Annotated in this window: 13 protein-coding genes and 1 tRNA gene; 7 read left to right on the top strand and 7 right to left on the bottom strand. The window is 72.0% G+C overall.

The genetic code is table 11. The features are described 5' to 3' along the window. Positions 1 to 3: 3 nt before the first annotated feature. Positions 4 to 837: a formate dehydrogenase accessory sulfurtransferase FdhD gene (gene fdhD / locus HG542_RS00400; protein WP_171077911.1), complete on the bottom strand. Its 834-nt coding sequence runs from the start codon at positions 835 to 837 to the stop codon at positions 4 to 6. A gap of 244 nt (positions 838 to 1,081) precedes the next feature. On the opposite strand from fdhD, the gene HG542_RS00395 reads away from it, so the two are divergent. Continuing rightward, positions 1,082 to 2,629, top strand: a complete 1,548-nt coding sequence (locus HG542_RS00395; protein ID WP_171077910.1) for an aldehyde dehydrogenase family protein — start codon at positions 1,082 to 1,084, stop codon at positions 2,627 to 2,629. 28 nt (positions 2,630 to 2,657) lie between these two features. Here the strand turns inward: HG542_RS00395 and HG542_RS00390 are convergent, their stop codons facing one another. Then, positions 2,658 to 3,980, bottom strand: coding sequence for a DUF2254 domain-containing protein (locus HG542_RS00390; protein WP_171077909.1), 1,323 nt, complete (start codon positions 3,978 to 3,980; stop codon positions 2,658 to 2,660). 107 nt (positions 3,981 to 4,087) lie between these two features. On the opposite strand from HG542_RS00390, the gene HG542_RS00385 reads away from it, so the two are divergent. Next, a tRNA-Leu gene (locus HG542_RS00385) sits at positions 4,088 to 4,175 on the top strand. Positions 4,176 to 4,272: 97 nt separating this feature from the next. Here HG542_RS00385 and HG542_RS35885 read toward each other — a convergent pair. The 5 genes from HG542_RS35885 to HG542_RS00360 are packed head-to-tail and all read right to left on the bottom strand — an operon-like array spanning position 4,273 to position 9,350. Next, positions 4,273 to 4,908, bottom strand: a complete 636-nt coding sequence (locus HG542_RS35885; RefSeq protein ID WP_171077908.1) for a helix-turn-helix transcriptional regulator — start codon at positions 4,906 to 4,908, stop codon at positions 4,273 to 4,275. Beyond that, complete coding sequence (locus HG542_RS00375) at positions 4,905 to 5,969, bottom strand: LLM class flavin-dependent oxidoreductase (RefSeq protein ID WP_171077907.1); 1,065 nt, start codon at positions 5,967 to 5,969, stop codon at positions 4,905 to 4,907. Before HG542_RS00375 ends, HG542_RS35885 begins: the two co-directional genes overlap by 4 nt. 39 nt (positions 5,970 to 6,008) lie before the next feature. Continuing rightward, the gene (locus tag HG542_RS00370) at positions 6,009 to 7,355 is read right to left on the bottom strand and encodes a YcaO-like family protein (protein WP_171077906.1); all 1,347 of its coding nucleotides are present in this window, start codon (positions 7,353 to 7,355) and stop codon (positions 6,009 to 6,011) included. Next, on the bottom strand, positions 7,339 to 8,385 hold the full coding sequence (locus tag HG542_RS00365; protein ID WP_171077905.1) for a TOMM precursor leader peptide-binding protein: 1,047 nt from the start codon (positions 8,383 to 8,385) through the stop codon (positions 7,339 to 7,341). The genes HG542_RS00370 and HG542_RS00365 overlap by 17 nt, the downstream gene beginning before the upstream one ends. Before the next feature lie 29 nt (positions 8,386 to 8,414). Then, positions 8,415 to 9,350: a SagB/ThcOx family dehydrogenase gene (locus HG542_RS00360; protein ID WP_171077904.1), complete on the bottom strand. Its 936-nt coding sequence runs from the start codon at positions 9,348 to 9,350 to the stop codon at positions 8,415 to 8,417. A gap of 552 nt (positions 9,351 to 9,902) precedes the next feature. Between HG542_RS00360 and fabG the strand changes: the two genes are divergently transcribed. The 5 genes from fabG to HG542_RS00335 are packed head-to-tail and all read left to right on the top strand — an operon-like array spanning position 9,903 to position 14,057. Further along, positions 9,903 to 10,643 (top strand): 3-oxoacyl-ACP reductase FabG, encoded by a 741-nt coding sequence (gene fabG / locus HG542_RS00355; protein ID WP_171077903.1) that lies wholly within the window; start codon positions 9,903 to 9,905, stop codon positions 10,641 to 10,643. Positions 10,644 to 10,685: 42 nt separating this feature from the next. Further along, positions 10,686 to 10,943 carry an acyl carrier protein gene (locus tag HG542_RS00350; RefSeq protein WP_171077902.1) on the top strand — a complete coding sequence of 86 codons (258 nt, stop codon included), beginning with the start codon at positions 10,686 to 10,688 and terminating at the stop codon, positions 10,941 to 10,943. Positions 10,944 to 10,946: 3 nt separating this feature from the next. Next, entirely contained in the window at positions 10,947 to 12,155 is a 1,209-nt protein-coding gene (locus HG542_RS00345) for a beta-ketoacyl-[acyl-carrier-protein] synthase family protein (protein ID WP_171077901.1), read from the top strand. Then, entirely contained in the window at positions 12,152 to 13,297 is a 1,146-nt protein-coding gene (locus HG542_RS00340) for a beta-ketoacyl synthase N-terminal-like domain-containing protein (RefSeq protein WP_171077900.1), read from the top strand. The genes HG542_RS00345 and HG542_RS00340 overlap by 4 nt, the downstream gene beginning before the upstream one ends. Continuing rightward, complete coding sequence (locus tag HG542_RS00335; RefSeq protein ID WP_171077899.1) at positions 13,287 to 14,057, top strand: alpha/beta fold hydrolase; 771 nt, start codon at positions 13,287 to 13,289, stop codon at positions 14,055 to 14,057. Before HG542_RS00340 ends, HG542_RS00335 begins: the two co-directional genes overlap by 11 nt. Positions 14,058 to 14,073: the final 16 nt, after the last annotated feature.

The raw sequence follows: 14,073 nt of genomic DNA, 5'->3' as shown, positions 1-14,073 counted from the left end.
AACTCACCCTAGGGCAATGCGTCCTTCACCGGCGTACACGTTCATCGACGCCCCCCGCAGAAAGCCCACCAGCGTCATCCCCGCCTCCGCAGCCAGGTCGACGGCCAGCGAGGACGGTGCCGACACCGCGGCGAGCACCGGGATGCCCGCCATGACCGCCTTCTGCGCCAGCTCGAACGAGGCGCGGCCGGAGACGACAAGTACGGTGCCGGACAGGGGCAGCAGGCCCTGCTGGAGGGCGCGGCCGACGAGCTTGTCGACCGCGTTGTGCCGGCCCACGTCCTCGCGCACGTCCAGCAGTTCGCCCTCCGGCGAGAACAGTGCGGCGGCGTGCAGGCCGCCCGTGCGGTCGAAGACGCGTTGCGCCTCGCGCAGCCGATCGGGCAGTTCGGCCAGCAGACCGGGCGTCAGACGCATCGGCGCCGGGCCGTCGGCCACGGGCCAGCGGGCGGTGGTGCGGACGGCGTCCAGACTCGCCTTGCCGCACAGGCCGCAGGAGGACGTGGTGTAGACGTTGCGCTCGAGCGTGATGTCGGGGACGGGGACGCCGGGGGCGAGGCGGACGTCGACGACGTTGTACGTGTTGCTGCCGTCCTCCGTCGCACCGGCGCAGTAGACGATGTTCGCCAGGTCCCCGGCGCTGCCCAGGACGCCCTCGCTGACGAGGAAACCGGCGGCGAGCGCGAAGTCGTCGCCCGGTGTGCGCATGGTGATGGCGAGGGGCTTGCCGTTCAGCCGGATCTCCAGGGGCTCCTCGGCGACGAGAGTGTCGGGCCGGACGGTCGCGGCCCCGTCCCGGATGCGGATGACGCGGCGTCGTTCGGTGACCCGTCCCATGTGTCGATCAGTCCTGGTGCGCGTTGGAAGGCAGTGTCGTGGAGAACCGTCTCACGTGACCTGGGCCTCATTGGCAGCGGGCACCCTTCCTGCCGGCCGCACCAGGGCTACCGTTCGGTAGCAAGTGGTGACAGCAGTGGACACCGCAGCGCCGCCTTCCCTGCCCGAACGCTCCGAACGCTCCGAACGCCCCGATACCGCCCTGGATATCGCCCCGATCGTGCACCGAGAGCGGAGATCCGTGATGGCATCCACCCTTCCGCGCGTTCTGAAACCCGGCACCGAATGGGACACCGCCTGGCAGCGATGCCGGGCCGTCGCCCCGGAGGCCTTCCGGGAGGACCGCGTCCTCAACCTCTGGAACGGCGCCTGGCAGCTGGACGGCCGTCCGCTGCCCGCCGCGACCCCCGTCGACGGCACCCCGATCCCGGGCCCGCCCCGCCTCGACCGGGGCACCGCCCGGCACGCCGTACGGGCCTCCCTGGACCAGCACCGCGCCTGGCGCGACCTGCCGCTCGCCGAGCGCCGGGCACGGGTGGGCGCCGCCCTCGACGCCCTCGCCGCGCACCGCGACCTCCTCGCCCTGCTGCTCGTCTGGGAGATCGGCAAGCCGTGGCGGCTCGCCCGGGCCGACGTCGACCGGGCCGTGGACGGCGTGCGCTGGTACGCCGACGGGATCGACCGCATGCTCACCGGGCGCACCCCGCTGCCCGGCCCCGTCAGCAACATCGCCAGCTGGAACTACCCGATGAGCGTGCTCGTCCACGCCGTGCTCGTCCAGATGCTGGCCGGCAATGCGGCCATCGCCAAGACGCCCACCGACGGCGGTCTGTCGTGTCTGACGCTGGCGGCCGCCCTCATCGCCAGGGAGGGCCTGCCGCTGACCCTGGTGAGCGGGAGCGGCGGAGAGCTCTCCGAGGCGCTCGTGCGGGCCCCGGAGATCGGCTGTGTGTCGTTCGTCGGCGGACGCGACACGGGCGCCCGCGTGGCGACCGCCGTCGCCGACCTCGGCAAGCGGCACATCCTGGAACAGGAGGGCCTCAATGCCTGGGGCATCTGGGAGTTCTCCGCCTGGGACTCCCTCGCCCCACAGATCCGCAAGACGTTCGACTACGCGAAGCAGCGCTGCACGGCCTACCCGCGGTTCGTCGTGCAGCGCAGCGCGTTCGCGGAGTTCCTGGCGGTGTACCTGCCTGCCGTGCGGTCGGTGCGCCTCGGTCATCCGCTGGCGGTCGCCGACCCGGCGGACGCGCTGCCCGAGCTGGACTTCGGGCCGCTCATCAACGCGGCCAAGGCGGAGGAACTGAGGGCCCAGGTCGACGAGGCGGTGGACCGCGGTGCCGTTCCGCTGCACCGAGGCACGCTCGACGCGAGCTGCTTCCTGCCCGGTCAGGACACCCGGGCCTACGTCGCACCGGTCACTCTCCTCAACCCGCCTCCGGCGTCGCCGCTCCATCACGCGGAACCGTTCGGGCCCGTCGACACGATCGTCCTCGTCGACACCGAGGCCGAGCTGCTCGCTGCGATGAACGCGAGCAACGGTGCGCTGGTGGCGACGTTGTCGTGTGACGACCCTGCGGTGCACGAGCGCCTCGCCCCGCAGATCCGCGCCTTCAAGGTGGGCCGCGGCGTGCCGCGTTCGCGCGGCGACCGCGAGGAGCTCTTCGGCGGCTTCGGGGCGTCGTGGCGGGGCGCGTTCGTAGGAGGGGAGCTGCTGGTACGGGCGGTGACGGAGGGGCCGGGGGAGGAGCGGGTGCCGGGGAACTTCCCGGAGTACCACTTGATGCCGTGAGGTCGATGCCGTGAGGCAACTCGCCGGCTCAGCCGATCCCCTGTCGGTCCGGCAGCACCGCGAAATCACGTTCGGCGGCCGCAGGCACCGCCCGCTCCACTGCCTGCGTGAGCAGCGCGCGGTGCCGTTCGAGCGGCGGGCGGCGCTCCTCGGGCGCCAGGTGCAGCAGGTCGTCCAGCCCGGCGATCAGGCGGCGCGTCACCTGCGGTTGCCCGGTGGCGCAGCCGCGGATCTCGGTGAAGCCGAGGTCGACCAGGTCCGTCCAGCCGGGCAGGTCCTGTACGAGCCGGATGGCGCCCTTGCGGTCGTGGTGGTGCAGCATGCCGAGCGGCCGGTCCGCGATGGCCGCCAGGAACTGGACGATGCGGTCCAGGCACTGGACGGCCGTCGTGGGGTCGTTGACGGCGGGGGAGAGAGCCCGCTGGGCGATGTCGGACAGCTGCCGCAGCCCGAAGCCGAGGTCCTGGTGGAAGGTCCGTTCCACGCCGACCGAGACGGTGTACCGGAGCGCCCGCGGCGGTGGCACCGTCCCGCCGTGCACGGCGAGCACCGGGGTGCCCGGCACCACGTAGTCGCCGACCCTCGGGATCAGCCGCAGCACGGTGCTGTGCCGGCGGGCCACCCGCACCAGACGGGCGATGTGGACATCGCGCAGCACCCCGGCCCGCCCCCGGTGCAGGATCTCCGCCTCGGCGGGCGGGAGACCGGGGGCGCCCGGGACGACGGTCCGGATGTGCCGGTCGAGCATGCGGAAGGACTCGCGGATGATGCGGTCGATGACGTGGGCGACCCGCATCAGCCGGATCGTGGAGTTCACGTACGCGACGAACAGCCCGAGGCTGACCAGCACCATCAGCACACAGAGGACGGCGGAGACGAACGGCACGGTCGACACCGTGCGCGGGTCGGTGTTCCCCTCGTACGAGGCCTGCACGAGCAGGGTGAACAGGAACGTCGCCAGGAACACCGCGAACGTGCACTTGGTGATCCGGCTGCGGACGTACAGCCGCACGACGCGCGGCGTCATCTGCCCGGCCGCCATCTGCACGGCGACGAGCGAGATCGAGAAGACGACACCGACGAAGGTCAGCATGGCCGAGCCGACGGTGCTGATGATCGTCTTGGCATCGTTCGCGATCTTGATCAGCGCGTCGACCTCGGCGTAGTCCCCGTCGTCCTGCAGCGTCCGGATCAGCAGGCGATCCAGCTCCAGCACCCCCGAGGCCAGCACCACGGCCCCGGCGAGCCCGACGGTCGGCGCGAACCAGAACGTGTCCCGCAGATGCTCCCGCAACGGTGACAGGGGACGCGGCACGCGCCGCGGCGCGGAGGAGTGTCCGTCATTGCCCATAAACAGACCTTATGTCTGCGGTGAAGCGCCTGGTCAACGGCACTCCGAAACCTTGATAGAGTTATCCATGTCGCCGCGGGGAGCGCCCCGCAGAGACAAACACCTGAGTCCGGGTGGCGGAATGGCAGACGCGCTAGCTTGAGGTGCTAGTGCCCTTTATCGGGCGTGGGGGTTCAAGTCCCCCCTCGGACACCAGCAGAGACCCCAGTTGATCTGGGGTTTTTCTGTTTCCCGGGCAGTGGCGTGACCAACCGTGTGACCAACGGCCCAGCGGTGACGATGTACACCCTGATCACCACTCCGCCTCGTACGCCCGCAGCGCCGCCTCCACGCGGTTCGTCACCCCCAACTTCCCGAAGATCCGCGTCAGGTGGAACTCCACCGTGCGCCGGCTGACATGCAGGGACGCGGCCATGTCGGCGTTGCTGAGCCCCGCGCACAGCAGGGCGAGCACCTGGCGTTCGCGTCTGCTCAGGCCGTGGGAGCGGGCAGCGGGACTGCGGCGGCAGTGGCGGTCGATGACCAGGAGGCCCGAGGACGCCACGGTGAGGGCCGTCGTGAGGCGGTCGGCGCTGATGCCCTCGGCCAGGTAGACGTCGCAGCCGCGGCGCATCCAGCGTTCGGTGCGGGCCTCGTCGCCCGGCGGGCCCAGTACGGCGATCCGGCAGGCGGGGACGGCCGAGCAGGCGGAGTCCGCCACCGCGACGGCCTGGCCGTCCGTCAGGCCGGTGCCCAGCAGCAGCCAGGGGTCGGTCTGGGCGCCGGTGAGCCGGGCGAAGGACTCCGGGTGCCCGGCCAAGTGGTCCGCGTCGACCTCGGCGAGGCAGGCGCGCAGGGCGTCCTCCACCGCTGCGCGGAGCTCGTGCGGCCAGTGGCCGGTTCCGACGACCGTGCGTTCCTGCGGGGTCCCCCGTCGAATTCGGTTCACGGCACGTGGGGCAGCACCTTGTCGATGAACGTGCGAAGACTGCGCTGCATGACCGTTCCGTCCTGGCCCCCGAAGTCCACGTTCCACAGGCATACATCCGCGTTCAGGCTCTCGCGCAGCCAGTGGATGCGCTCGACCGCTGCCTTGGGCGAGCCCACGACGTGAGTGCCGCCGTATTCCAACTCGGCGTCCGTCACCAGGTCGAAGGACCGGCGCAGGTTGGCGTAACCGGGATAGTCCTGCGAGGAGGTGTTGGACCAGGAGCCGGCCGCCTCCGCCATCACGTCGATGTACTCGCGCAACAGCGGCAGCGCCGTGTCCATGGCCTCCTGGTCGCTGTCGGCGACCAGCAGCGGCACGGAGATCGCAACGCGCGGCTTCATGCCCGTTCCCTCGTGCGTGTCCTCGAACGTCTCCAGGTACAGCCTCACCAGGTCCTGGGTGGTCTCCAGATCCTTGGCCAGCGGTGAGGGGGTGACCAGCAGCCCGAAACCCTGCTCCGCCAGCCAGGCGAAGCTCTCCCGGGAGCGTACGGCTGCGCCCCACACCGGCGGGTGCGGGCGCTGGACGACCGGCGGCAGGGACGTCGCGTCGTGGAAGGAGAAGAACGGCGACTCCGCGCTCGCCTTCTCCTGCGTCCACAGCTGGATGACGGCTCGGATCGTGTCCACGTAGCGGTCGCGGCTGGTGTCCATCGGCACGCCGAACGCCTCGAACTCGTACGGCAGCCAGGCCCGGGCGAAGCCGATGTCCACGCGGCCGTGGCTGATCGCGTCCACCATGGCGGCGTGCGCGGCCAGTTGGACGGGGTGGTGGAAGACCGGCAGCACGCAGCCGGTCATCAGGCGGATGCGGGACGTCTGGGCCGCGACCGCCGCCAGGAACGTCAGCGGGCTGGGGCAGTAGCCGCCGTAGTCGCCCAGGTAGTGCTCGGTCATCTTGACATAGGACAGGCCCGCGGCGTCCGCGGTGCGGGCGGCCGCCAGGACGTCGTCGTAGTACTGGGGTGCGCTGCGCCTGGCGGGCCGGCAGTCCGGCAGCAGCGAGATTCCGTGTTCCATCTTCCTTCTCCTCCGCTCTTGTCCGCTCTTGTCCGCGGGTCAGGGGTACGGGTGCGGGCCGCGGTCGGCGAACCCGCCGTAGTCCGCGAAACGGCGGTGCGCGGCGGGCGGGGCGCCGGGGAAGCAGAGGCTGAGGGTGTCCGGCGACCACACGCGGTGGGCGGCGAAGCCGAGTTGGCGGATGTCGACCGTGGTGAGGTCCGCGTGGTAGAGCCGTTTGCCGGTGTTGCGGAATGCCGTGACGATGTCCTTCAGCCGTTCGCGGTCGGGGCGTTCGTCGTCCGGCGGGAGACTGCCGGCCGGTGCGGCCGTCGACTGGGCGAAGCGTTTCTCGACCGTATCCGCCCCCTGCGGCGCGGCGTAGCGGGCCACGTTGCCTTCGAGGTCGTAGATGTCCTTGTCCCCGTCCCTGCCCTCTTCCCGGCCTTCGCTGACGTACGTCCATGCCGCGAACGACTGCACGCCCACTGCTTCCAGCAGCGCCTGGTACATCACCCGCTGGAGCCGCCCCCCGCTGCCGAGCCCGACCGCCACGGCCGGGACCGCGCCGGGTGTGGCGCGCAGGATGCAGGCGACGCACAGGCCCGGCAGGTCGGCGGAGGGCAGCAGGTGGAACTCCGGCCGGGGCCGGCCCGCGCAGCGCCGGGCGATGATGGCGTCGAGCTGCCGGGTCCGGGCGTCGGGCAGGATCCTTACGCCCGTGCCCGTGCCGTACCAGTGGCCGAGCGCGGCGTCGACCTGGACGAGCTCCTCCAGCGCGCTGCGCAGGGCGTTCGGCCCGCTGGTGTGCGCGCCGGTGCCGGTGGTGACCGCCGACTGCAGCCATGGCTCGTCCTGGCGGGGGACGTAGCCGAGGAGGAAGAACTGGGCGGGGATCCAGGCGCGTTCATCGTCTCCGCCGCTCAGAGAGGGCAGCAGCAGCCAGCCCAGCGGCCGGTCCGGGTCGAAGGGTTCGAAGGGGAAGCCGGGGCGCTCGTACTGGCCGGGCAGGAAGACGCCGAACGCCTCCGGCGGCAGGACGGGCTCGCCGGCGGCGGCGAGTTCGGTGTACGAGGCGTGCCGGACGGTGAACGTGCCGCCGAAGGCGGCGGCGTGGCCCGCGTAGCGTTCGATCGCCTCGCCCAGCACGCGGATGCGGCTTTCGAAGGGCTGGATGCCGAATCCGCCGATGTGATAGGCGTTCGGCTTCGGGGCGGGCAGGCCCTCCAGGACGTGGACGCCGGTCAGTTCGGCGCCTTCGAGGAAGAAGCCGGGGGCCCGGCGCGTGCGCAGGAGGCCGCCGACGGAGGTCAGCAGGCCGCACAGCGGGCTGTACATCCGGCGTTGCAGTGCGGCGGTCCGCTCGTCGGGGTGCCGGTGGACAACGGTCTCAGTCGTCGGTGTCATCGAGCCACGCCCTCGCGTCGAAGTGCACGGTGGTGTCGTCGCGTCCGGCGACGGAGCCGCAGCCCGGGCAGCCGGGCAGCCGGAGCACTTCGTGGTAGGCGATCTCCATGGTGGGCACGTGGATGCCGAGCACCTTCTCGATGGTGAACGTGGCCCCGGTGGCCAGGTAGTTGGTGGCCTCCAGGGCCGTGTGGCAGGCCAGCAGGCCCTTGAGGGGGCCGAGGACGGCGGGTGTGCCGTGCCGTACCGCTCCCTCGGCGAGCGCCTCCTTGTAGCGCAGATAACTGGCGTTCTCACGGAGGTTCATGGTCACCCGGGTCTCGAAGCACTCGTAGCAGGCCGAGCGGCCGGGCACGAAGGTCGGGCCGACGAGGACGAACGGGCCGTCGACGGCCGCGTGCAGCCAGGGGAAGCCCAGCCGCCCCGAGAGCCGGCTCAGCAGCGTCAGGCGCACCGGGTGGATCACCGTGTCGGCCACGATCACCAGGTGTTCGCGCCACGGTTCGAAGGCCTCCGCGAACTCGGCGAGCGCCAGCTCGTCCCCGAGGACGTCCGGGCCGGCCGACGCCAGCGCGGCGACCGCCGGTTCGTCGTCGCGCCCGACGAGCACCCGGCCGCCCGCAATCCCGTCGAGATGCGCCGCGAGGGTTGCGGTGATTCCGGGGTCGCCCAGGAGCAGCACGCTCTGCGGCAGTTTGGTGCCGGGGCCGGTGGCCAGGCGCAGGGCGCCGATGGTGTCCACGTAGGCGTCGAGCGCGCTCTGTGGTGCGCTCTCGACGGCGCCCAGTGAGAGCAGGTGGTCGACGAGCGACTCCACCTCGGCCCGGGACACGCCCTCACGCTTGGCGAGTTCGCGCGAGGTGACCGAGCCGTCGAGGCTGCGGACGAGGGTGAGGAGCTTGCCCGAGCCGGAGTCGTCGGTGAGCGTGTACGAGCGTTTGTTCCACACGCCGCTGCGCAGCTCCACCACGTCGGGACTGTGGCCGACGACCGTCAGCGACCGCTTGATCCGCACTGTCCCGTTGCCCATGGTCTGGCTCCCCTCGCCGGCCCCGCCGGTCACTGGTCCTCGGCCGCGTCGCCCGCGACGACGACGTGCGTCAGGGTGCGGTAGACGCCGTCGAGTCCCAGGGCCTCGTGGGCCTCGTCGTCGTAGAAGCTGGAGAAGTCGGTGGTGCCGATCCCGAGGGCGGCCGCCGTCAGGTGCACGGCGTGGGCCATCGCCCCGGTCTCGTGGAAGACGTGCCGCATGCCCCGCGGGCCGTACTTGCGCATGGAGCGCCAGGGCTGGGCGACGAAGAGCAGCAGGGCGGCCGCCCGGTCGAGCGCGACGGTGGCGGCTCCCGTGTCCGCTGCTGCGAGCAGACCCTCCACTCCTGTCGGCAGGTCCTGGCGGGCCAGGGCGTCCTCGGCAGGCAGGAAGCGATAGAGCGCTCGTTCCAGGCCTCTCACGCGCAGGGCGGCCAGCCAGAGTTCCACCGGGTACAGACCACCTGCGCTGGCCACGCTGCGGAAGGACAGGCGCGCCGTCTCCCCGTGCGCGAGGCGGGCCTCGCCGTGTCCGGTGACCGCGCCCGCATGGCGCAGCAGGGTGGCCAGACCGGTGAGCGCGAGGGGCTCGCCGGTGTATTCGCGGACGCTGCGCCGCCGCGCCACCGCGTCGTGCAGCGGGGTGTCCACGGGCCGTTCCGGGGAGGGCAGAGGGATTGCGCCGATGCGGTCCTCGGGTTCGTGGTCGGCACAGGAGACCGCGAGGACCATGGGGTCGTCGAAGTAGTGGGAGATCGACAGCTGGCTTTCGCGGTCCCAGCGGCGATTGCGGCCGGCGACGAGGAACTCCTCGGCGATGCGCGGGAATTCGCCGCTCGTCAGGCCGGTGAACCGGTCGCTGTGGGTCCGCAGGCCGGCCGCCGAGGGCTGCGGGCCGAGGGTGCGTGACTCGCTGTGGTAGACGGCGCTGTTGCGCAGTCCGGTACCGGCGTTGCCTGGGTCCACGGTGGGCATCCTCATCCGGTCGGCGTAGAGGCAGTGCGGGGCCGGGCGGGCCGCGGCCCGCCCGGCCCCGCACGTCCAGCTCTCTTGGTCAGCGCGCGCGAACCGCGGCCGCAGTGGAACCGGCACCCGGTACGACGACGTCCGGCGCCGACTCGGTGCTCTGGCCCTTGCGGTCCTCGATCCTGATCTCGGTGGAGATATTCACGGTTACCCTCCCTCCCGTGTGAGTGGTCCAGGGAAACTGTGCGGTCCGGAGAATTGAATGAACAGGGCCATTCGCCTTCGCCGTACCACGGGGATGGACCGTAGTGAGACGTTCGGTGCATCGTCAAGATGTCCCGTGGAACTGGAAGTCCGCCGTTCTGGATGCGCTTTTCAGAAATGCAGGAATGCGGGAATGGCGATGCGGGAGAGATGATCGCGCCGGCGGTTCACCGTATCGGCAGCCCAAGAGGATCTCGAAGGTTTCTGCATGGCAAGAACCAGCTATTGCAGGGCCCGCGGCCCCCGGGCAGCCTTGACGGGCAGCGAGGCCGTGAGGGGGGAGGGCCAATGACAGCCGACCAGTTGGCAGTCGTCACGGGCGGATCCCGCGGCATCGGCCGGGCGATCGTGCTGCGGCTGGCCGGCGAAGGGGTGCCGGTGGCCTTCTGCTACCGGTCGGACACCGCTGCCGCCGAGCGGACCGCCGAAGCCGTGCGCGAGCTCGGGGTGCAGTGCGTGCACGCGCCCTGCGACGTGGGGAATCCCGCGGAGGTGAGCGCGTTCCTGGAAAAGGCGAAGGCGGAGCTGGGAAAGCCCGGCCTGCTGGTCAACTGCGCCGGAATCGTACGGGACAACCCCATCGTCCTCATGCCGCACGCGGACTGGGTGAATGTGCTGGAGACCAACCTCACCGGCACCTACAACTTCTGCCGGTCCCTCGCATTCGAGTTCATGAAGCGCAGAAGCGGAGTGATCGTCAACGTCTCCTCGGTGGTCGGTGTGCGCGGCCATGCCACACAGGCCAACTATGCGGCGGCCAAAGCCGGAATCATCGGGTTGAGCGCCACCCTGGCGAAGGAACTCGCACCCTACGGCGTGCGGGTCAATGTCGTGGCGCCCGGCCTCGTCGAGACCGACATGACGGCACCCCTGCCCGAGAAGGCCCGCCGCCAGGCGCTGGAGAGCATCGGGCTGGGACGCTTCGGCAGCGCGCAGGAGGTCGCCGAGGCGGTCGCCTTCCTCGCTTCCGACCGGGCCGGCTACATCACCGGACAGGTGCTCCAGGTCGACGGCGGCATGGTCCTGTGAGAACAGCCCCCTCGTGACTGCCCCACCTCACCGGAGGAAGAGATGACCCAGGCAACACGGCCGCACTGGGAAGAGCTTCGCGAGATGGCCGCCGAAGTCCTCGAGGTCGAGCCCGAGGAGATCAGCGACACGGGTCTGTTCACCGAGGAACACGACTCCGACTCGCTGCGCGCCATCGAGCTGCTCTCCCGCGTCGAGAAGAAGTACCGGATCGAACTGCCGCAGTCGGAGCTGCCGAACATGGCGAGTCTGAGCGCGCTGTACGACGTGGTGGCGAAGTACGCCCACTGGCACGACTGACGCATGGACCGCCGCGTCGTGATCACCGGTTTGGGCCCGGTGTCCAGCATCGGCACGGGCATCGCCGCGTTCGGCGCGTCCCTGCGCGTGGGGCGCAGCGGGATCTCCCCGGTCACCAGCTTCGACACCACGGGCTTTCCCTACGTCATGGCCGGGGAGGTGCGCGACTTCGTCCCGGGCGCGGTGCTGCGCGTCCTGGACCCCCGGGAGTGGGGCCGCACCAGCCTGTTCGCCGCCGTGGCCGCCCGCCTCGCGGTCGAGGACGCGGGACTGGATCCCGCAACCGTGCCCCCGGAGCGTGCCGGCTGCGTCATCGGGACCACCAGCGGCGAGTCGCGCGTACTGCAAGGGCTGACGGAGCAGTGGGTGGCCGAGGGGATGCCGGCCCTGTCGCCGGAGGACGTGCGGCAGTGTCCCCCGTCCCGGATCGCCGCGGCGGTCAGCTGCGAACTGGGCTTCACCGGCGAGGCGATGACGCTGTCGGCCGCGTGCGCCGCGAGCAACTACGCGATCGGCTACGCCTACGACCTCATCGCCTCGGGCGAGACGGACTACATGGTGGCCGGCGGCGCCGACTCCACCGTGCGCTGGGCCCATGCGGGCTTCTACCGGGTCGGTGCCCTGGCGGAGCACGCCTGCGCCCCCTTCGACCGCAACCGTTCCGGCACGCTGACCGGCGAGGGCGGCAGCGCACTGCTCCTGGAGACCCCGGAGACCGCCCGGGCCCGGGGCGCCCGCATCCACGCCGAGGTGCTGGGCTACGGCCTCAGCTGCGACGCCGGCCACCCGGTGGCCCCCGACCCCGCGGGCATCGCCGACTGCATGCGCCGCGCGCACCGCAACGCCGGCATCACGCCCGCCGATGTCGGCTACATCTGCGCGCACGGCACCGGGACGCCGGCCAACGACCTCGCCGAAGTCACCGCGGTGCGCGAGGTGTTCGGCGCAAGTCCGCCGCCGATGAGCTCCATCAAGTCGATGCTCGGCCACACCATGGGAGCCGCCAGCGGCTTCGGCGCGATCGCGGCCGTCCTGGTCCTCACGCAGGGCTTTCTGCCGCCCACCATCAACGTCACCGAACCCGACCCCGCCCTCGTGCCCGTCGACCCGGTGCCCGGCCGGGCGCGCCCCGCGGACGTACGCGTGGTGCAGAACAACGGCTTCGCCTTCGGCGGCAACAACGCCATCACCCTCTTCGGGCGGGCGACATGACGCCGGACCGGGGCGCGCCGCCGGTCGTCACGGGGTGGAGCGCGCTGTCCTCCCTGGGGACCGGCGCCGACGCCTTCGCCGCGGCCGTCCGTGCGGGCCGCAGCGGACTCGTCGACGTCCGCGGCATGTTCGACGGCGGGGAGCTGCCGCGGCACACCGCGTGCGCCATGCCCGGCTTCCGCGCCCGCGACCACCTGGGCCGCAAGGGAACCGGCTACCTCGACCGCAGCACCGCCCTGGCGGTCGTCGCGGCCCGGCTCGCCCTGGCCGACACCGACCTGGAGCTCGGCGACGACAACCGCCGCACCACGGGCGTCGTCCTCGGCACCACGGCCGGCAGCATCCGGGCCACCAGCGCGTACGACCGGGACACCCTCACCCAGGACCGGCCCTACCTGGTCGACCCGATGCTCTTCCCGACGGCCGTGATGAACTCCGCGGCGAGCCGCTGCGCGGTCTGGCACCGGCTCCACGGGGTCAACGCCACCGTCGCCGGCGGCCAGCTCGCCGGGATCGACGCGCTGCGGTACGGCCGGACGCTCATGGCCCGCGGCCATGCCGACGCCCTGCTCGTCGGTGCAGTGGAGGAGTTCAGCCCCCACATGGCCTGGGGCGACGAGCGCCTGTACGGCTCCGAGCCCGGCCGGGCGCCGCTGGGCGAGGGCGCGGTGGTCCTGGTGGCCGAGGACGCCGAGCGGGTGCGCGCATCCGGCCGGAGCGCCGATGCCGAGCTGCCGGCGGTCGCGTTCGGCCGGTTCGCCCCTCCCGGCGGGTCCCCGGACCCGGGCAAGGGGCTGGCGGACTGCATCGACCGTGCGCTGCGGCAGGCCGGCGTGCACGCCGACGAGGTACGGTTCGTGGCCACCGGCGAGCGCGGGATCCCGCACCTGGACGCGGCCGAGCAGGCCGGCGTCGACGCCGTGCTGGGGCCGGGGACGCACCGGCTGCGGATCAAGGAACTGGTCGGTGAGTGCCACGCCGCCGCGGGCATGTTCCAGCTCGCCGCCCTGCTCGCGCTGCACCGCAACGACCCCGCCCTGGACGGCCGTACGAGCGTGGTGACCTCCGTGTCGTCCGGCGGTGCGGTCGGTGCAGCCGTCCTGCGCGGCTTCAGCCGGACCCGGCGCGGCCATGCCGGGTGAGCCGCCGGCCCCCGTCGCCGGTCACCTGCTCCCGGGCAGCGGACCCGTGCTGGTCGCCGTGCACGGGGCGGAGGGCAGCTGGCAGGAATGGCGGCCGCTGGCCCGGAAGTTGCGGGAGCACCACCGCGTGCTCGCGCTCGACCTGCCCTGGCGGGCCGGCAACGACTACGCCTGGGTGCGCCACGGCTCCGCCGGTGCGTGGCTGCAGCGCACCCTGGCCGCTCTCGACGAGCAGCCGGCCGCGCTGCTGGGCCACTCGCTGGGCGCCAATGCCGTTCTGGAGTGCATCGGTGCGCATCGAGGCACCGTGCCCGCCGTGCTGTTCGCCCCCTTCTTCCGCGCGTCGGCCGGGCCCGTGGACCGGCGGCTGTACGAGGAGTTCTGCGCCGCGTTCCGCTACGCGGTCGGCGACGGCATGCGTGTCGCCCTCGGCGAGCGGGCCGCACGGCTCGATCCGGCACTGTTCGCGTCGATGGTGGACATCGCCCTCGAACGGGTGGGGCAGCACGGACTGCGCACGCTCTTCGGCCACTTCACCCGCACCGCCGAACTCGACCTGGCGGGCGACGCCCCGCCGGCCCTCGTGCTCGCCGGGGAGCGGGATCCGGCGCTCGCCGGAGCCCGTGCCCTCGCCCTGGCCTCGGCCATGCCACGGGCGACCGTCGCGCACCGGGCGGGCTACGGGCACTGCTTCCACGTGGAGCGGGCCGGTCCCGTGGCGGAGGACGTCGTCGAATTCCTGAGGAAGGCCGCCGGATGAAAGGCCGTTGAATGCC

Origin of the sequence: Streptomyces morookaense (assembly GCF_013030945.1) — a bacterium.
GTDB lineage: Bacteria > Actinomycetota > Actinomycetes > Streptomycetales > Streptomycetaceae > Streptomyces > Streptomyces morookaensis.
Note: the sequence above shows the minus strand (reverse complement) of the source record. Positions and strands in the feature narration are given on the sequence as shown.